Here is a 15,859-nt window from a genome sequence, read left to right on the forward strand (position 1 = left end):
ATGAGGAGCAAACGATGGCTGCCAGTGATTTTACTCCCATCGGGTCTCGATTCTCCCGTCTCATCGTTACCAGTGACTATTGGACCGACAAGTTCTACATCAAGCGAGTTCGCTGCTTATGCGATTGCGGTAAAGAAACTGAAGCGAGCTGCCGACAACTCGTCGACGGGATAAAGAAGTCGTGCGGGTGTCTCCGTGGTGATGCAGTTCGCGCGCGTGTTTCGATGAATATCGAAAGCGGAAAGGTGGCTTCGGTTTCCGCTGGGTCAAAATTTGGCCGATTATCGATCCTCACGGGCGAAACGATTGGCTCGGGCGCGCGACGGAAGGTTCGTTGTCTGTGCGATTGCGGCACCGAAAAAGATGTTGCAGTCGCCGATCTTCGCAGCGGGAAAACTACGTCGTGCGGTTGCTATCGACGCGAATTTCAGTATGACATCTATCCTCTGCCCGTCGGTCAGACGTTTGGGAAACTGACAATTCTGCGGGGCGTCGGCCATCAAGGTCGCGGAAGAATGGTCGAGGCCCAATGTGATTGCGGCCAGCTAACCGTAGCCAACATCGACAACATTCGCAGCGGTCACACAAGCTCTTGCGGTTGCCAGAAAGTGACGTCTGCCATTGGCCGAGCCAAGCATGGTCATAGTCGGAAAGGCACGCGTAGTCGCACTTACCAGATCTACCGCGACATGCGGACCCGTTGTGAGAACGCCAACTACGCGGAGTTCCACCTCTATGGAGGTCGAGGAATAACGGTTTGTGAAAGATGGAAGCAAGGGTTCGAATTCTTCCTCGCTGATATGGGCGAGAGCCCGCGCGGAATGACGCTCGAGCGCGATCGCGTGAACGAGGGCTACTCGCCAGATAACTGTCGTTGGGCCACGCCAGCAGAGCAGTCAGTCAACAAACGGAACAACGTCTTTATCGAATATGAAGGGCGACGTCAGACGGTCTCTCAGTGGGCCGTAGAGCTCGGCCTAAGTGCAGGTCGAATGTATTACGGCGTCAAACAAGGTTGGCCACCCGAACGTCTCTTGGCCAAATAAACCCAAACCCCGCTTCGGCGGGGTTTTTTATTGCCTCTACAAAGGAGCATTCATGAATCGAGCAATCATCAGCGGCGGCCTGACAGTATCGGCTGCCGACATCATCCCGACGGTCGACTGGGCAATGAATGGCTTTCACGGCGGTCCGCCGGCCAATCTTTCCGGCCTCATCGCTGGCGCGGTCGTGATGGCGATTCACGCGGCCTACAACTGGTTCGCAGCACGTTCCGCAGCCAAGCAAGCACCGTCGCAATGAAGGCCGCCCTGCTGGCGCTATGCCTGACAGGATGCGCCGGCCAGGCGACCTATGACGTTCGTCCGTTCTATGACGAAGCCTCGAAGCAAGTCCTGTGTTGTGCCGCATCCATCTCCAACGGTAAAGACATTTCCAGCGTGACAGTCCACGTCCAGAAAACGGCTGACGGCTACGCGCTCGACTTTGCTGAAACCGGCGTCGGCGCGACCGCACCCATCGCCGCCCAGTCTCAAGCCACCACTGCTGTTGCCGGCGCAGTCTCGAGCGCCGCCGCTGCGGTCATCAAACTCGCACCTTAAGGAAATCCCATGCTTCGCAAATTCATGCTGCTTGCGGCAGGTGTTGTCACGTTCTCGCTCGCCGCGTGCAACGGCACTGCGCCGACGCTGACCTTCCAGCAACAAGTCGCCATCGCATGCGGCGCAGCCCAAGGCGAAATCGCGATCCTGACGGGTGACGGCGTATTCACTGGCGGCGCAGCCGATACGCTGTCCAAAACCGTTCAGCCGGACATCGACAAGGTGTGCGCTGTCGGCGCGACGATCACGAAGCCCGACCTGCAAACGATCGTCAATGCGACGCTGCCGCTCGTGAAGTCGTTCGTCGACGCCTCGGCTCTGGCGCAAGACAAGAAGAATGTGGCTGACGCCGCGATCGATTCGGGCGTGCTGGCATTCAATGTCGCGATCAACCTTGTGCCGGCTGTGACTGCGACGACCGCCTCGGCTACCGTGGCCGCTTCCGCACCCGTCGCCGCGGGCCAGTAATGACCCCGCGCGACTTCGCGTTGCTGGCGCAAGAGGCGTACACCGCAAAGCCCGACATCGGCCGCGCGGATAGCGCCTCGCGCGCCATCGTACGGCAGACTGCAGCAGGGCTCGCTGTCGCGTTTCCGGGCACCGACAACGTGCCGTGCTGGCTCGCCGATCTGGACATTCGTCAGGTATCGGTGGAAGGCGTTGGCGATGTGCATCGTGGGTTCTGGCAGGCATGGCAAGCGATCGCGCCGGCGGTGACGGCCGCCGTCGGCGCTCAGCCAGTCACGCTGGTGGGGCACAGCCTCGGCGCCGCGATCGCGATCATGGCTGCGGTGTCGCTGACGCTCGCCGGCAAGCCCCCGGCCGCGGTGTACGGCTTCGAGCCGCCGCGCGTCAGTTCAGGGCTCGGTGTGCGGGCGCTGCTGTCGAAAGTGCCCGTGCGCCTGTACAAAAACGGGAACGACATCGTCCCGGACCTGCCACTCGGGCTAAACCATGCCGCGCTGCTCACGCACATCGGCAAAGCCGTGCTGCCGATCGCGAACGTCCAGGACCACATGCTCGCGCGCGTGATTCCGGCGCTCGGTCCAGCCTGATCCCATCAGATGAAAAAAGCCCGCTCGAAGCGGGCAGAACACACTACGCCGAGGGGTCTATCCAACGGCTCTGGCGATTTTAGCGCTCGTCCATCTAGCCTGTCATCCGACAGCGCCTCAATCACCAACCGCGATCTCAAGATGCTTGCCCAGCGCCTCAAGCGCCTCGGCAATCGTATCGATCTTGGTTGCGTGTCCAATATCCACAATCCTGTTTATGACCTGCGGACTCGTATCGAGACGCCGTGCAAGCTCGGCGGGCGTTACCTTCTGAGCGATCATCTCGTTGAGCAGAAGGATTTTCGCTGACACGCTCGCCGGCAATGCGATCAATTCCTCGCCTTTCTTCGCCTTCGATGGCTTGGGGACCGGCCGCTTATCCTCGAAATAGAAGTCCATCGCCGTGAAGAGCGCATCAGCGGCCATAGAGCGAGCCTCTTCGAGGGAGTCGCCCTGAGTGATTGCTTCCGGAATGTCCCGGAATGTGACGACGAACCCGCCGCTGTCGGGCTCGAATACCGCTGGATACCGCAACATATAGCACTCCATGCTTTGAAAGATGGTGCGAGGGAAGCCCCTTTCGGGGCCGCCTCTCATTTCAGACCGAGTTGTTTCAGAATTCCTCGTCTCAGTGGCTCTTTCAGTTCCTTCGACGGGTGCCTTGGGAGGATGGTCTGCTTTCCGTTGTAGTAGAGCTTTAAGTGCCCTTTGCCATCTTTCACTACAACGCCTTGAGCTTCCAACCACCTCCTGAACTCACTCTGCTTCACCACCTCTCCGTGTTGTTGAACATGGAGACACTATAAACATTAACGTTTATCTGTGCAAGAGATTTATAAGCGATTTTGTTTATTTTTGTGCGGTGTCGATTGTTCGTCATCCGCGCCGGTCGCGCGCACCCGAACGCGCACCCATATTCGCGGTCCGCTTGCACTTGAGCACGGTTGTCCCGCATGCAGCGGGCGTGCGATGTTCCATCAATGTCGCCGCCCCAATGCTCGCATGCTCGGCACGGCCGCGCGGTTCCATATGGATTGGTGAGCCCCATCTCGATACCTGCATATCCGTACAGGTCGATGCTACACCGCTCGCCCGATTCGCGTCTGATGCGCGCCACGAGAGCAGAGGCGATGCCCTGTCTGGAATTGCGTTGTAAGCCCTTGATTTCATTAGGTAGCAATTGTGCATCCTAATGCAGACTCCGCAGCCGTCCGGCACAGCCTAACCGCATGAATTAATTGAGGAATCCTCTGTTTGATAAGCATTACCTCTCACGTAATCGACGCAATGCACGCGAGCCGTCAATCTTCATTCCGAGCCCGCCGCATGCGATGCGTATGCCGCGCGAAGTGCTCAGTCCTGTCAATCGAGGAGTTTGAGATGAATGCGCATACCGATTTGATCGACCGTTATTTCGATACCTGGAACGAGACCGATGGCGCGCGTCGTCGCGAGTTGATCGCGGCAACGTGGAGCGCCGATGCCGACTATCGCGACCCGCTGCTGGCGGGCGCGGGCCACGATGGCATCGACGCCATGATCCGCGCGGTGCATGAGCGTTTTCCGCATCACACGTTTCGCCGTACGACCGACGTCGACGGCTTCGCGAATCGCCTGCGCTTCTCGTGGGCACTGACGACCCCCACGGGCGAGGCGATCGTGAAGGGGTCGGACTTCGGCGTGGTGGACGCGCATGGGCGTCTGCAAGCGGTCACCGGTTTTCTCGACGAAACCCCCGGCGCCGCCTGAGGCGTTTTTCACGGAGACGATCATGCACGAGCCCGCCGCTGCCAAGCCCGCGCAAGTCCATCTCGCGTTGCTGCGCGTCGCGGCCGCGCTCGATGCGTTATCGAGCGCGATCGCCGGTTTCGCGCTGCTCGGCGGCGCGCGGGCGTTCATGTTCATCGCACTGCTCGGTTGGCGCGAGCCGGTGCTCGGCGGCGCGGGGCTCGTGCTGCTCGCTTTGGTCGGATGGCTGCGCTGGCAATGCGGTGCGAGCGCAGCGCCGCAAGACGTCCGGCGCGCTTGCTACAATCGATCGTCGTGCGGATGAAGCGTGACACGCATCGTCTTGCGCAAAGCGCACGACCTCACCCCCTCAGCATGTTCCCAACCGAACGACCTGGAGACCCCGTGCTGAAAAATCTCGACCCGCTACTGACCGCCGATATCCTGCACGCGCTGCGCTCGATGGGCCACGGCGACGAGCTCGTGATCTGCGACGCCAACTTCCCGGCCGACGCCGTCGCGCGCGATACCGTGCTCGGCAAGCCGCTGCGTCTCGACGGTGTCAGTTCGCCGCGCGCGATCCGCGCGGTGTTGTCGGTGCTGCCGCTCGACACCTTCATCGAGCATCCCGCGTCGCGCATGGAAGTGGTTGGCGAGCCGCACACGATTCCCGCGGTGCAGCGCGAAGCGCAAGCCGAGGTCAACGCGGGCGAGGGGCGCGAGGTGCGCTTCGTGTCGATCGAGCGATTCGCGTTTTACGAGCGTGCGCGCCAGGCATACTGTGTGATCGCGACGGGCGAGGAGCGCGGCTACGGCTGCTTCGTATTCACGAAGGGCGTGTTGCTCGCGCCGGACGCGCCACGCGCATAGTCGCTACCACCTTTCTCGATTCATCACGACAAACCCATGAGCTTCCAGCTAGCCAGTCTCGATCATCTCGTTCTGAACGTCGCCGACGTCGAAGTGAGCGCGGCGTGGTACGCGCGGATGCTCGGCATGCGACGCACCGAGTTCGCGTCGCGCACCGGCACGCGCGTGGCGATGAACTACGGCGATCAGAAGATCAATCTGCGTCCCGCGTCGGCCGATACCGTCGCCTGGTTCACGTCGCGCGAGGTGGTCCCGGGCACGTCGGACCTGTGCTTCGTGACCACCGCAAGCCCGGACGACGTCAAGGCGCACTGGCTCGCGCAAGGCGTTGCTATCGAGGCGGGGCCGGTGGAGCGCGACGGCGCGCGCGGCAAGATGACCTCGGTGTATTGCCGCGACCCGGACGGCAACCTGATCGAGGTCGCCACGTATCCGTCAGCCTGAGCGGGCTTGGAAATCGCGGCCATTGCTCATATGCTCAGGGGCGAGGCGGGGAACTGAGCCCCTGCATTCGGGTCTGCTGCTTATTCATTACAGGAGTCCCCCCATGTCGCGTCCCGTCGATTTCGGCATTATTTTCATCGCCCGTCTTGCGCTTTCCGTGCTGTTCCTGTGGAGCGGGGTGATGAAACTGCTGGGCTATGCGGGCTTCGTCGGCTACCTGCATTCGAAAGGCGTGCCGTTCGTGCAAATCGCCGCGCCGATCGCAACCGCGGTCGAGGTGCTCGGCGGCCTGCTGCTCGTGGTCGGCTTCAAGGTACGGCCGCTCGCGCTGGTCATGGCGGTGTACACGGTCGCGACGGCGGTGCTCGGCCACGACTTCTGGAATATCACCGACCCGGCGTTGCAGCACGACATGGTGATTCATTTCTGGAAGAACATAGGAATAGCGGGCGGTTTCCTGCTGCTGTTCGTCACCGGCGCGGGGCGTCTGAGCATCGACAACGCGCGCGCGCCGCGCGGCGGACTCGGCGGGCTGTAAAGCGGGCTGTAAAGCGGGCAGTGAAGCGGGCTGTGAAGCGGGCTGTGAAGCGGGCTGTGAAGCGTGAGCGCGCGCAGTCGGCTCGGCCCGCATCCTGCTACACAGCCGGATTTCCAATCCGCGCCAAGCAAGGGAGCAGATGATGATTCAGAACTTCGAGCAAATGATCGGCGGCAAGCTCACGCAACTGTGCGCGAGTCTCGGCGAAGGGCCGACGCCGCATCGTGTGATCATCAGCCTCGCCGAGTCGGCGAAGACGCTGGTGGTTCTGGATGCGTCCGGATTCATCGGCACGCTGAAGGCGGATATCGAGGACCCGGAAAAGCTGGTCGCGGATGCGATCGCCAAGGCGCGCAGCGAAGGCCTGATCGAGCGCGCAATCGATACCGGCACGATTCAGGAGGCGTCGCTGTAGGCGGCTGCATTACACACCGCTTACTTGCTCGCGGCGCTCGCCCCGCGCTCAGACGATGCCGCCGCGTGCGGCTCCGGATGCACGAAACACGCGAGCACGAGACCCAGCACCAGCAGTCCCACCGAAATAGCCGTCGCCGCTTGCATCCCTGGCACGATCTGCGTCGCGGCCGCACCGCTCGCGAGCGCGCCGAAGGCCGCCACGCCCACCGCGCCGCCGGCCTGGCGCGCCGTGTTCAATACCGCCGACGCCGTGCCCGCGCGCCGCGCTTCGGTCGATGCGAGCACCGCCGTGGTCATCGCCGGCACCGCGAGTCCCATGCCCGACGGAATCAGCAAAAACGGCAGCAGCAGGCCAATCAGCGGCGTCTCCGCGTCGACGAGATGCAGCAGGCCATAGCCGAGACCAGCCGTGATCGCGCCGAGGATCATCGGCACGCGCACTCCCAGGCGGCCGATCACCCAGCCGCTCGCGACGTTCGAGATCAGGAAGCCGCCCGTCAGCGGCAGGAACGCGAGGCCCGCCTGCAACGGCGTGTAGCCCCGCACGCGCTGAAGGTAAAGGCTCAGCACGAACACCATGCCGTAATACGTCAGATTCACGCAGATGCCGAACAGCACCGCCGCGCTGAACGTGCGCGTGCCGAACAGCGAGAGCGGCAGCATCGGGCGCGCGACGCGCGCTTCGACGAACACGAACGCACCGGCCGCCAGCAGCGCCAGCACGAAGCCGCCGGCGACCAGCGGATGCGCGAGCCCGAGCGGCCGCCATTCGATCACCGCGGCGACGAACGCGGTTAGCGCGACGATCGCGAGACACTGGCCGCCGAGATCGATGCCGCGTGGCGTGTCGCCGGTGTTGCCGCGAGCGGCGGCCGGCACGCCGCGTTGCGAGGTTTGCGGACGCGGAATCCACAGCAGTGTCGCGAGCAGGCCGGCCGCGCAGATCGGTAGATTGACGAGAAAGATGCTGCGCCAGCCGAACGCGGCGATCAGCAGACCGCCGGCCACCGGCCCGGCCGCGATCGAAATCGCGCCGGAGGCGGTCCACAGGCCGACCGCGCGTGCCCGCAGCTTCGGTTCGTGGCCGAACGACTGGTTGAGCAGCGCGAGCGAATTCGGCAGCATCGCGGCCGCACCGATGCCTTGCACCGCGCGCGCGGCGATCAGCATCGGGGCGTCGAGCGCGAGCCCGCAGGCCAGCGAGGCAAGCGCGAACAGCACGATTCCGCACGCATACATGCGCCGCGCGCCGAAGCGGTCGCCGAGCGCGCCGGCCGACAGCATCAGCACCGCAAACGCGAGCGTGTATGCGTCGACGACCCATTGCAGGCCCGCGACGTTCGCGTGCAGGTCCGCGCCGATTCGTGGCAACGCGATGTTGACGATGGTCACGTCGAGTTGCGTGACCACGAAGCCGACGCTGACGGTCGCGAGAACGCGACCGAGGGCGGGCGAAAAGGAGGGTGTGGATGAGTTCATGACTGCATCGTAAGCCCGATGCAGCGCGCCACGTTTCGGCGTGGCGTGAAGTATGGATGTCGCCGGTGCGAGCGACGGCGCGTCGAAAACCGCGCCGTCGCGGAGCGTTCCGTCGACGCGCTAGATGCGGATCGAGGAAGCGAGATCCGCCGGATCAACGCCCCCGCGGCGCATCCTTGATGAACAGCGTGGTCAGCGCGCCCAGCACGCAGATCGCCGCGACGTACAGCGGCGCGGCCAGCGGGTTCGACTTCATCATCAGCGATACGGCGATCGGCGTCAGACCGCCGAACACCGCATACGCGACGTTGTACGAGAACGAGATGCCCGAGAAGCGCACGACCGGCGGGAATCCGCGGACCATCACGAGCGGAATCGCGCCGATCACGCCGACGAAAAGTCCGGCCAGTGCATACAGCGGCACGAGCAGGGACGTATCGACGGCCAACTGCCGAAACATCACGTAGTACGTGATCGCAAGCGCAACGCCGCCGACGAAAATCGTGCGACCCGCGCCAATGCGTCCGGCGATCGAACCGGCCACCACGCAGCCGATCGTCAGGCACAGCGTCGCGACACAGTTCGCGAGCAGCGCGGTGGCCGGCTCGATGTGAAATTGCTTTTGCAGCAGCGTCGGCGTCATCAGGATCACGACGACGATCGCCGCCGACAGCATCCAGGTGAGCAGCATCGACACGATCACCGCGCGGCCGTGATCGCGCAGTACGGCCTTCAGCGGCACTTCCGCGGCGATCGCCTTGCGTTGCTTCAGTTCGGCGAACACCGGCGTCTCGTGCAGCCAGCGGCGCAGATAGACCGAGAACATGCCGAACACGCCGCCGATGAGGAACGGAACGCGCCACGCATATTCGGAAATATCGGCCGGCGTGAAATGGCGATTGACCGCCGACGCAATCAGCGAGCCGAGCAGAATGCCCGCCGTGAGGCCGGCCGTCAGCGTGCCGCACGCATAGCCGACGTGCCGCCCGGGCACATGCTCCGAGACGAACACCCATGCGCCCGGGACTTCGCCGCCGACCGCCGCGCCCTGCATCACGCGGAACAGCAACAGCAGCACCGGCGCGAGCACGCCGATGCTCGCGTAGGTGGGCATCAGGCCAATCAGCAGCGTCGGCACCGACATCAGCAGCACGCTCAGCGTGAACATACGCTTGCGGCCGAACAGGTCGCCGAAGTGCGCCATGATGATGCCGCCGAGCGGCCGCGCCAGATAACCGGCCGCGAAAATGCCGAAGGTCTGCAGCTGACGCAGCCAGTCCGGCATCGCCGCCGGGAAAAACAGCTGGCCGATCGCCGGCGCGAAGAAAACGAAGATGATGAAGTCGTAGAACTCGAGCGCTCCGCCTAGCGCGGCGAGACCGAGTGTCTTGTAATCGCTGTGCCCAAGCGGGCGGGGGGTGACAGCCTGCGCTCCACCCAGATTTGTCGCTTGCATTGCCATGTCTTTGGATGAATTGTGAGCCACGCGGCGGGTGACGCGTGGACATACGGCGGTCGTCGGGCGAGAAGTGTGACAGGCGCTGGGTAGAGCACGGGACACGGGCGCGCCGTCCGGATAGGGCGGGCGCGCTGACGACGGCGGCCGGCGCGGATTTTACAGGATGGAAGCGGAAGTCCTGCGGGAGCGCCCAGTTGGGCGAAGAAAGCGGCGGAAAATAGGAATGCTCCGAAGGGAGGGACCGGGGTGCGGCTCGGAGAATGGCCTGCATGTCCTTGTCGAGAGTCCATCCCATGCGCGTTGCAGTTCTTCAGCGTGACCCGTTCATGCGTCAGTCCATTGAATCAAGTCTGGTGAGAGCCGGCCATTTCTGCGCGGCCTATGACGACGGCGTTGCGTTGTCGAGGTCGCTCGTGCGCTCCACGATGGATCTGCTGGTGCTCGACTGGCAGGATATGCGGCCCGCCGGCGCGGACCTGTTGCGCTCGGTGCGCCGCGTGGCAGGCGAGCACGTGCCGATCATGTTCGTGTCGAACGACGGCTCGGAGGAAAGCATGGTGCGCGCGCTCGCAGGCGGTGCCGACGATTACCTCGCGTTGCCGCTGCGGGACGCGGAGTTTCGCGCGCGAGTCGCGGCGCTTCTGCGGCGCGCGTATCCGGAGCGTTTCAGCGCCGCGACCGGTTTCGAGATCGGCCCCTATCGCTTCGACACGATCCGCCGGGCGGTCACGCTGCGCGGCGAGCCGGTGTCGCTGTCGCCCACCCAGTACCGGATCGCGGCGCTGTTCTTTTCCAACGTCGATCGCGTGATGTCGCGCGACCATATCTTCGCGACGGTGTGGGGCCGCGAACTGCGCGAGTTCACGCGGACCGTCGACAGTCACGTGTCACGGCTGCGTCTGCTGCTCGCGATCGAGCCGCACAATGGTTTCCGGCTGCAGCCGGTATACAGAAGCGGCTACCGGTTGCTGCGGCTTCACGACCATGTGCTCAGGGAGTGAAGATTGGCAGTCGGCGCGCACGGCATGAGGTCCCCGCGACCAGGTATATGCTGAAATCCGCGTTGCAGCCTGTCGCGCTCGCCAGCGGCGTTCATTCTCCTTACGTGTTCGTATCGGTTAGCCGGGTTACCGTGTTTGCACCGAGGGTCGTCGACGCCGATACCGAATAGCGGGACGTTTCGCGCCCCGCGCGCGCGGCGTCTCACGCATCGCGCCGCTATGCCGAAATCGTCTCAATCCGCGCGCACGCGCACCAAGACCCACCGGCCCGCGATTCCTACCATGGGCGAGATGAAAACCCTCAACATCATCGACTCGCACACCGGCGGTGAGCCCACCCGCCTCGTGGTGTCGGGTGGTCCGGATCTGGGCCGCGGCACGCTCGCGCAACGGCTCGACGTGTTCCGCACCCGCTTCGACGACTGGCGCGCCGGCATCGCCACCGAACCGCGGGGCTCGGACGTGGTGGTCGGCGCGTTGCTCTGCGAGCCCGACGATCCGACTTGCGCGGCCGGCGTGATCTTCTTCAACAACGTCGGCTATCTCGGCATGTGCGGGCACGGCACCATCGGGCTCGTCGTGTCGCTCGCGCACATGGGGCGGATCGGGCCGGGACGACACCGCATCGAAACGCCGGTCGGCGTGGTCGAGGCGACGCTGAACGAAGACGGCGGCGTCGCGGTGCGCAACGTGCCCGCGTATCGCCACCGCAAGGCGGCGCAGGTCGAGGTGCCAGGCTATGGCGAACTGACCGGCGACATCGGCTGGGGCGGCAACTGGTTTTTCCTCGTCGCCGAGCATGGGCACGAGCTCGAAGCCGCGAACATCGCGAGCCTGACGGCTTTCAGCTCGGCGATTCGCGACGCGCTGATCGCACAGAACATCACGGGCGCGAACGGTGCGCTGATCGACCATATCGAGCTGTTCGGACCGGGCTCGCGCGAGGGCCTCGACAGCCGCAGCTTCGTGCTGTGTCCCGGCAATGCGTACGACCGCTCGCCGTGTGGTACCGGCACGAGCGCGAAGCTCGCGTGTCTCGCGGCCGACGGCACGCTCGCCGAACGCGCGGTGTGGCGCCAGGAGAGCATCATCGGCAGCGTGTTCGAGGCGAGCTATCGCGCGGCGGGCGACGGCGTCCACGTGATTCCGACCATCACCGGTCACGCGCACATCATGGCCGAAGGGCGTCTGTGTTTCGACGAGCGCGATCCGTTCGCATGGGGTATCCGGACCGCATGAGCCCGGACGTGCTGATCATCGGAGCGGGTATCGTCGGTGCCGCGTGCGCGGCGGAACTGGCCGCGCTCGGCATGCGCGTCGACGTGCTCGACGCGCAGCGCATCGGCGGCGGCGCGACGGCGGCCGGCATGGGCCATATCGTCGTGATGAACGACTCGCCGGCCGAATTCGCGCTGAGCCGCTATTCGCGCGAGCTATGGCTCGAGCTCGCGCCGCAGCTGCGTGCGCGCGACGCGTTCGCGCGCTGCGGCACGCTGTGGGTCGCAGCCGACGACGAAGAACGGCGAGCCGCCCGCGCAATGCAGGCGGCGTTTGGGAGCCAAGGTGTCACCGCGCAATTGCTGGACTCGGCCGAACTGCGCGTCTGCGAACCGGCGCTCGCACCATCGATGGCGGGCGGTTTGCGCATCGAGCACGACAGCATCGTGTATGCGCCGACCGCCGCCGAATGGCTGCTCACGCAGTCGCCGCATGCGGCGAATATCAGCGTGCGACCTGGAGCGCAGGTCGCGTCGGTCGGTGCGGGTGGCGTGACCTTGGCGTGCGGCGAGCGCGCCAGCGCGGCGCACGTGGTCGTCGCGAACGGCCTCGGGGCGGCGCAATTGTTGCCGTGGCTGCCGTTGCAGCCGAAGAAAGGCCATCTGCTGATCACCGACCGCTACCCGGGGCTGATCCGTCATCAACTGCTCGAACTTGGCTATATCAAGAGCGCGCATCACGCGACCGGCACGTCGGTCGCGTTCAACGTACAGCCCCGTCCGACCGGGCAACTGCTGATCGGCTCGTCGCGCCAGTTCGAAACAACCGATCCCGCCGTCGAGATGCCGGTGCTCGCGCAGATGCTGCAACGCGCCGCGCAGTATCTGCCGGGGTTGCCGGCGCTCAGCGGCGTCCGCGCGTGGACGGGGTTTCGTGCCGCGTCGCCGGACGGCCTGCCGCTGATCGGACCGGCCGGCGAGTTCGCGCCCGACGTCGGCTCTGGCTCCGCATCCGGCCTATGGCTCGCGGTCGGTCACGAAGGGCTTGGCGTGACGACCTCGCTCGCGACCGCGAAACTACTCGCGGCGCAGATCGCGGGCCATGCCGCGCCGATTCCGTGCGAACCTTATCTACCGGTGCGTTTTGCAAAACAGGTGGCCCATGACCGACACTGACGCGGCCCGCATCCGTTTGACCGTCGACGGCCGCAGCATCGAAGTGATGCCCGGCACGACCATAGCCGCGGCGCTCGCGATCGCGGGTGTGCGCGGCTCGCGGCTGTCGGTCAAGGGCGAGCCACGCGAAGCCTTGTGCGGGATGGGCGAGTGCCAGGAGTGTCGCGTGACGATCGACGGTCACGCGCACGCGCTCGCGTGCCAGACGCTATGCCGCGACGGCCAGCGCGTGCAGACACGAAACGGGACAGTACACGCATGACGCAGCACTTCGACATCGTGGTGATCGGCGGTGGTCCGGCCGGGCTCAATGCTGCGCGAGCGGCGGCGCAGGCGGGCGCGACGGTCGCGCAGATCGACGACAATCCGCGCGCCGGCGGCCAGATCTGGCGCCAGGGGCCCGCCTATCCGCCGCAAGCAGCGTTGCACGCGTTGCTCGCGGCGTTGCAATCGCAGCAAAACTTCACTTACTGGCCATCGACGCGCGTGATCGCGCCGCTCGGCGCGCAAGGCTTGATGCTCGAATCCGCCGAACACGGCGGCGTGTCGATCACCTATGACAGACTGATTCTTGCGACCGGCGCGCGCGAGCGTCTTCTGCCGTTTCCCGGCTGGACCTTGCCCGGTGTGACCGGCGCGGGCGCATTGCAGGCGCTGATCAAAGGCGGCATGCCGGTGCGCGACGAACGGATCGTGATCGCCGGCAGCGGCCCGCTGCTGCTGGCCGCGCTCGCCACCGCGCGAGAGGCCGGCGCGCGCGTGATCGCGGTGGTCGAGCAGGCATCGGTGGCCGAGGTCGCGCGTTTCGGCGTGTCGCTGCTGCGCGAGCCCACAAAGCTGCGTCAGGCGATCAGCCTCACGCGCGGCTTCGCGGGACTGCGCTACTGGACCGGCAGCATCGTGAGCGAAGCCCGCGGCACCGAGCGCGTGCGACAGGTGACGATCCGGCGCGGCAAGCGCGAGGTGACGCTCGATTGCGACCGCGTCGCGTGCGGCTACGGACTGCTGCCGAACGTCACGCTTGCCCAGGCGCTCGGCTGCGCGATCAACGACGCGGGCGAAATCGTCATCGACGACGGGCAGCGCACCTCGCTCGAACGCGTTTATGCAGCGGGCGAGTGCACGGGCGTCGGCGGCGCTGAGCTCGCTGGCGCGGAAGGCGAGATCGCCGGTCTCGTGGCGAGCGGCGCGGCGAGCACGCAACGCGCCGCACTGGCGGCGCTCGTCGCGCAACGCGCGCGCTGGCGGGGCTTTGGCGGGCGCGTCGCGGCGTCGTTCGCATTGGGCGAGGCCGCGCGCACGCCGCCCGCCGATGCGACGCTGTTGTGCCGTTGCGAGGACGTGAGCGTCGGCGAGGTGCGCCGCTGCGCCGACTGGCGTGACGCGAAACTGCAGACGCGCTGCGGTATGGGCCCTTGCCAGGGGCGCATCTGCGGCGCGGCCGCGAGTCTGTACTTCGGCTGGCCGGCCGCGGCGGCGCGTCCGCCGTTCAGTCCGGCGCAAATCGGCACGCTGATGAGCGCCGCCGAACCGCCGACTGCGGCGCCATGACGGCTCCGCGCTTACCCTCGGTAGATATTGGCGGGCGACGCGCGGCTCTATAATCGACCGCAATCAACCGCACGAGCAGTCTGCCCGGCCGCACCGGCGCAGCGATCCGCGAACGCAACCTAACGCAATCAACCAGGCACGCACCCACGGAACCGCACGATGAACACGCTGGCGCATCCGCTCGAACCCGACGATACGACGCTGTCCAGCATGCTGTCGCATTTCAGGTTGCTCGAGCCGGTATTCGATGCAATGCCGGACGTCGTGTTCTTCGTCAAGGACGCCGACGCGCGGTATGCGCTCGTCAACCGCACGCTCGCTTCGCGTTGCGGCTTCAAGGAAAAGGCTGCGCTGCTCGGCAAGACCGCGGAAGACGTGTTTCCGCGCCGCTTCGGGCGCATCTATACCGCGCAGGACAAGGCGATCATCGGCGTCGGCAAGCAGATGCTCGATCAGCTCGAACTGCATCTGTATCCGGGCCGTCAACCGGGCTGGTGCCTGACCTGCAAACAACCGTTGCGCGATGCGACCGGCAAGGTGGTCGGCCTCGCCGGCATCTCCCGCGATCTGAAAGCCGACGAAAGCAGCCACCCGGCCTACAGCCGGCTTGCCGCCGTCGTGCAGTCGATCCAGGAGAATTACGTGCAGCCGCTGAACCTGAAGCAGCTTGCGGCGATGGCGGACATGTCGGTCGCGCAGCTGGAGCGATACTTTCACAAGGTGTTTCATCTGACACCGCGCCAGGTGCTCCTGAAAACGCGACTCGATGCGGCGACCGCGCTGCTGGTGTCGCACGACAAGGTCACCGACGTCGCCGCGCGTTGCGGCTACACCGATCACAGCGCGTTCACACGGCAATTCAAGGCGACCGTCGGCGTCACACCGACCGAATACCGGATGTTGCTGCACGGTACGCTGCGCGGCTGAGCGGCGTCGGGCGTGTCATGGCGGGTCGCGCGCATCACTACTACGTGTACGTCGTCGCGCTCGACGACAAGGTGTGGAACGAGGCGCGCTTTCGTCGCGCGAATCCCGGTTACCGTTTCGACAAGCCGTGCGTGTACGTCGGCATGACGGGGCTCGACCCGGACTTGCGCTTCGATCGGCACAAGGCGGGCATTCAGGCGAATCGCTATGTGCGCGACTACGGCCTGCGTCTGATGCCCGAACTGTACGAAGTGTTCAACCCGATGCCTTACCGCGGCGCGCAGGATATGGAAGTGGAATTGGCGATCGGGCTGCGCGAGGCGGGGTATGGGGTGTGGCAGGCTTGAAAGGCTTGACGCGGCCGAATTCTGAACAGACGAATCGTGAAGTCTCTTT

At 65.1% G+C, this 15,859-nt stretch carries 22 protein-coding genes; 18 read left to right on the forward strand and 4 right to left on the reverse strand.

What is annotated here, in order from left to right; all coding sequences use genetic code 11:
* The first annotated feature begins 14 nt into the window (after positions 1–14).
* From HDG39_RS18010 to HDG39_RS18030, 5 genes are read left to right on the forward strand one after another with little or no spacing between them, the layout of a single operon-like run.
* Complete coding sequence (locus tag HDG39_RS18010; RefSeq protein WP_184007299.1) at positions 15–1,046, forward strand: hypothetical protein; 1,032 nt, start codon at positions 15–17, stop codon at positions 1,044–1,046.
* A 52-nt stretch (positions 1,047–1,098) separates the two neighbouring features.
* On the forward strand, positions 1,099–1,302 hold the full coding sequence (locus tag HDG39_RS18015) for a hypothetical protein (protein WP_184007301.1): 204 nt from the start codon (positions 1,099–1,101) through the stop codon (positions 1,300–1,302).
* Positions 1,299–1,601, forward strand: coding sequence for a hypothetical protein (locus tag HDG39_RS18020; RefSeq protein ID WP_184007303.1), 303 nt, complete (start codon positions 1,299–1,301; stop codon positions 1,599–1,601). The genes HDG39_RS18015 and HDG39_RS18020 overlap by 4 nt, the downstream gene beginning before the upstream one ends.
* Positions 1,602–1,610: 9 nt before the next feature.
* On the forward strand, positions 1,611–2,069 hold the full coding sequence (locus HDG39_RS18025; protein WP_184007305.1) for a hypothetical protein: 459 nt from the start codon (positions 1,611–1,613) through the stop codon (positions 2,067–2,069).
* Positions 2,069–2,656 (forward strand): lipase family protein, encoded by a 588-nt coding sequence (locus HDG39_RS18030; RefSeq protein ID WP_184007307.1) that lies wholly within the window; start codon positions 2,069–2,071, stop codon positions 2,654–2,656. Before HDG39_RS18025 ends, HDG39_RS18030 begins: the two co-directional genes overlap by 1 nt.
* 117 nt (positions 2,657–2,773) lie before the next feature.
* On the opposite strand, the gene HDG39_RS18035 is transcribed toward HDG39_RS18030, so the two are convergent.
* Both HDG39_RS18035 and HDG39_RS18040 read right to left on the reverse strand, forming a co-directional pair.
* Positions 2,774–3,193, reverse strand: coding sequence for a type II toxin-antitoxin system HicB family antitoxin (locus HDG39_RS18035; RefSeq protein WP_184007309.1), 420 nt, complete (start codon positions 3,191–3,193; stop codon positions 2,774–2,776).
* 56 nt (positions 3,194–3,249) lie between these two features.
* The gene (locus HDG39_RS18040) at positions 3,250–3,429 is read right to left on the reverse strand and encodes a type II toxin-antitoxin system HicA family toxin (RefSeq protein WP_409259181.1); all 180 of its coding nucleotides are present in this window, start codon (positions 3,427–3,429) and stop codon (positions 3,250–3,252) included.
* Between the two features lie 607 nt (positions 3,430–4,036).
* On the opposite strand from HDG39_RS18040, the gene HDG39_RS18045 reads away from it, so the two are divergent.
* The 6 genes from HDG39_RS18045 (at position 4,037) to HDG39_RS18070 (ending at position 6,651) form a co-directional block, all read left to right on the forward strand.
* Positions 4,037–4,405 (forward strand): nuclear transport factor 2 family protein, encoded by a 369-nt coding sequence (locus HDG39_RS18045; RefSeq protein WP_184007313.1) that lies wholly within the window; start codon positions 4,037–4,039, stop codon positions 4,403–4,405.
* A gap of 22 nt (positions 4,406–4,427) precedes the next feature.
* Entirely contained in the window at positions 4,428–4,709 is a 282-nt protein-coding gene (locus HDG39_RS18050) for a hypothetical protein (RefSeq protein WP_090806947.1), read from the forward strand.
* Positions 4,710–4,789: 80 nt separating this feature from the next.
* Positions 4,790–5,254 carry an RbsD/FucU family protein gene (locus HDG39_RS18055; protein ID WP_184007315.1) on the forward strand — a complete coding sequence of 155 codons (465 nt, stop codon included), beginning with the start codon at positions 4,790–4,792 and terminating at the stop codon, positions 5,252–5,254.
* Positions 5,255–5,290: 36 nt separating this feature from the next.
* The gene (locus HDG39_RS18060) at positions 5,291–5,698 is read left to right on the forward strand and encodes a VOC family protein (RefSeq protein ID WP_184007317.1); all 408 of its coding nucleotides are present in this window, start codon (positions 5,291–5,293) and stop codon (positions 5,696–5,698) included.
* Positions 5,699–5,801: 103 nt separating this feature from the next.
* Positions 5,802–6,236 (forward strand): DoxX family protein, encoded by a 435-nt coding sequence (locus HDG39_RS18065; protein ID WP_018423430.1) that lies wholly within the window; start codon positions 5,802–5,804, stop codon positions 6,234–6,236.
* A gap of 142 nt (positions 6,237–6,378) precedes the next feature.
* A complete protein-coding gene (locus HDG39_RS18070) occupies positions 6,379–6,651 on the forward strand; it encodes a hypothetical protein (RefSeq protein WP_184007483.1) in 273 nt (90 codons plus the stop codon).
* A 20-nt stretch (positions 6,652–6,671) separates the two neighbouring features.
* On the opposite strand, the gene HDG39_RS18075 is transcribed toward HDG39_RS18070, so the two are convergent.
* Positions 6,672–8,132, reverse strand: coding sequence for an MFS transporter (locus tag HDG39_RS18075; protein ID WP_184007319.1), 1,461 nt, complete (start codon positions 8,130–8,132; stop codon positions 6,672–6,674).
* Positions 8,133–8,286: 154 nt separating this feature from the next.
* Entirely contained in the window at positions 8,287–9,588 is a 1,302-nt protein-coding gene (locus tag HDG39_RS18080; RefSeq protein ID WP_184007321.1) for an MFS transporter, read from the reverse strand.
* Between the two features lie 296 nt (positions 9,589–9,884).
* Between HDG39_RS18080 and HDG39_RS18085 the strand changes: the two genes are divergently transcribed.
* The 7 genes from HDG39_RS18085 to HDG39_RS18115 all read left to right on the forward strand — a co-directional run bounded on the left by HDG39_RS18085 (position 9,885) and on the right by HDG39_RS18115 (position 15,810).
* Positions 9,885–10,592 carry a response regulator transcription factor gene (locus HDG39_RS18085; protein ID WP_184007323.1) on the forward strand — a complete coding sequence of 236 codons (708 nt, stop codon included), beginning with the start codon at positions 9,885–9,887 and terminating at the stop codon, positions 10,590–10,592.
* Between the two features lie 282 nt (positions 10,593–10,874).
* Entirely contained in the window at positions 10,875–11,831 is a 957-nt protein-coding gene (locus HDG39_RS18090) for a 4-hydroxyproline epimerase (protein WP_184007325.1), read from the forward strand.
* Positions 11,828–12,985 (forward strand): NAD(P)/FAD-dependent oxidoreductase, encoded by a 1,158-nt coding sequence (locus HDG39_RS18095; RefSeq protein ID WP_184007485.1) that lies wholly within the window; start codon positions 11,828–11,830, stop codon positions 12,983–12,985. The genes HDG39_RS18090 and HDG39_RS18095 overlap by 4 nt, the downstream gene beginning before the upstream one ends.
* On the forward strand, positions 12,972–13,247 hold the full coding sequence (locus HDG39_RS18100; protein ID WP_184007327.1) for a 2Fe-2S iron-sulfur cluster-binding protein: 276 nt from the start codon (positions 12,972–12,974) through the stop codon (positions 13,245–13,247). The genes HDG39_RS18095 and HDG39_RS18100 overlap by 14 nt, the downstream gene beginning before the upstream one ends.
* Positions 13,244–14,536, forward strand: a complete 1,293-nt coding sequence (locus tag HDG39_RS18105) for an NAD(P)/FAD-dependent oxidoreductase (protein WP_184007328.1) — start codon at positions 13,244–13,246, stop codon at positions 14,534–14,536. Before HDG39_RS18100 ends, HDG39_RS18105 begins: the two co-directional genes overlap by 4 nt.
* Positions 14,537–14,695: 159 nt before the next feature.
* Positions 14,696–15,463: an AraC family transcriptional regulator gene (locus HDG39_RS18110; RefSeq protein ID WP_184007330.1), complete on the forward strand. Its 768-nt coding sequence runs from the start codon at positions 14,696–14,698 to the stop codon at positions 15,461–15,463.
* Between the two features lie 17 nt (positions 15,464–15,480).
* Positions 15,481–15,810, forward strand: a complete 330-nt coding sequence (locus tag HDG39_RS18115) for a hypothetical protein (RefSeq protein ID WP_018423419.1) — start codon at positions 15,481–15,483, stop codon at positions 15,808–15,810.
* The last annotated feature ends 49 nt before the right edge of the window (positions 15,811–15,859 follow it).

The sequence above is a fragment of the Paraburkholderia lebeckiae genome (assembly GCF_014201005.1).
Lineage (GTDB): Bacteria > Pseudomonadota > Gammaproteobacteria > Burkholderiales > Burkholderiaceae > Paraburkholderia > Paraburkholderia tuberum.

Coding starts and splice junctions, on each gene's coding strand:
- HDG39_RS18020 (WP_184007303.1), top strand. CDS start 1,299: ATGAAGGCCGCCCTGCTGGCGCTATGCCTGACAGGATGCGCCGGCCAG.
- HDG39_RS18090 (WP_184007325.1), top strand. CDS start 10,875: ATGGGCGAGATGAAAACCCTCAACATCATCGACTCGCACACCGGCGGT.
- HDG39_RS18030 (WP_184007307.1), top strand. CDS start 2,069: ATGACCCCGCGCGACTTCGCGTTGCTGGCGCAAGAGGCGTACACCGCA.
- HDG39_RS18045 (WP_184007313.1), top strand. CDS start 4,037: ATGAATGCGCATACCGATTTGATCGACCGTTATTTCGATACCTGGAAC.
- HDG39_RS18010 (WP_184007299.1), top strand. CDS start 15: ATGGCTGCCAGTGATTTTACTCCCATCGGGTCTCGATTCTCCCGTCTC.
- HDG39_RS18095 (WP_184007485.1), top strand. CDS start 11,828: ATGAGCCCGGACGTGCTGATCATCGGAGCGGGTATCGTCGGTGCCGCG.
- HDG39_RS18070 (WP_184007483.1), top strand. CDS start 6,379: ATGATTCAGAACTTCGAGCAAATGATCGGCGGCAAGCTCACGCAACTG.
- HDG39_RS18065 (WP_018423430.1), top strand. CDS start 5,802: ATGTCGCGTCCCGTCGATTTCGGCATTATTTTCATCGCCCGTCTTGCG.
- HDG39_RS18110 (WP_184007330.1), top strand. CDS start 14,696: ATGAACACGCTGGCGCATCCGCTCGAACCCGACGATACGACGCTGTCC.
- HDG39_RS18035 (WP_184007309.1), bottom strand. CDS start 3,193: ATGTTGCGGTATCCAGCGGTATTCGAGCCCGACAGCGGCGGGTTCGTC.
- HDG39_RS18080 (WP_184007321.1), bottom strand. CDS start 9,588: ATGCAAGCGACAAATCTGGGTGGAGCGCAGGCTGTCACCCCCCGCCCG.
- HDG39_RS18105 (WP_184007328.1), top strand. CDS start 13,244: ATGACGCAGCACTTCGACATCGTGGTGATCGGCGGTGGTCCGGCCGGG.
- HDG39_RS18015 (WP_184007301.1), top strand. CDS start 1,099: ATGAATCGAGCAATCATCAGCGGCGGCCTGACAGTATCGGCTGCCGAC.
- HDG39_RS18025 (WP_184007305.1), top strand. CDS start 1,611: ATGCTTCGCAAATTCATGCTGCTTGCGGCAGGTGTTGTCACGTTCTCG.
- HDG39_RS18075 (WP_184007319.1), bottom strand. CDS start 8,132: ATGAACTCATCCACACCCTCCTTTTCGCCCGCCCTCGGTCGCGTTCTC.
- HDG39_RS18050 (WP_090806947.1), top strand. CDS start 4,428: ATGCACGAGCCCGCCGCTGCCAAGCCCGCGCAAGTCCATCTCGCGTTG.
- HDG39_RS18100 (WP_184007327.1), top strand. CDS start 12,972: ATGACCGACACTGACGCGGCCCGCATCCGTTTGACCGTCGACGGCCGC.
- HDG39_RS18060 (WP_184007317.1), top strand. CDS start 5,291: ATGAGCTTCCAGCTAGCCAGTCTCGATCATCTCGTTCTGAACGTCGCC.
- HDG39_RS18115 (WP_018423419.1), top strand. CDS start 15,481: ATGGCGGGTCGCGCGCATCACTACTACGTGTACGTCGTCGCGCTCGAC.
- HDG39_RS18085 (WP_184007323.1), top strand. CDS start 9,885: ATGCGCGTTGCAGTTCTTCAGCGTGACCCGTTCATGCGTCAGTCCATT.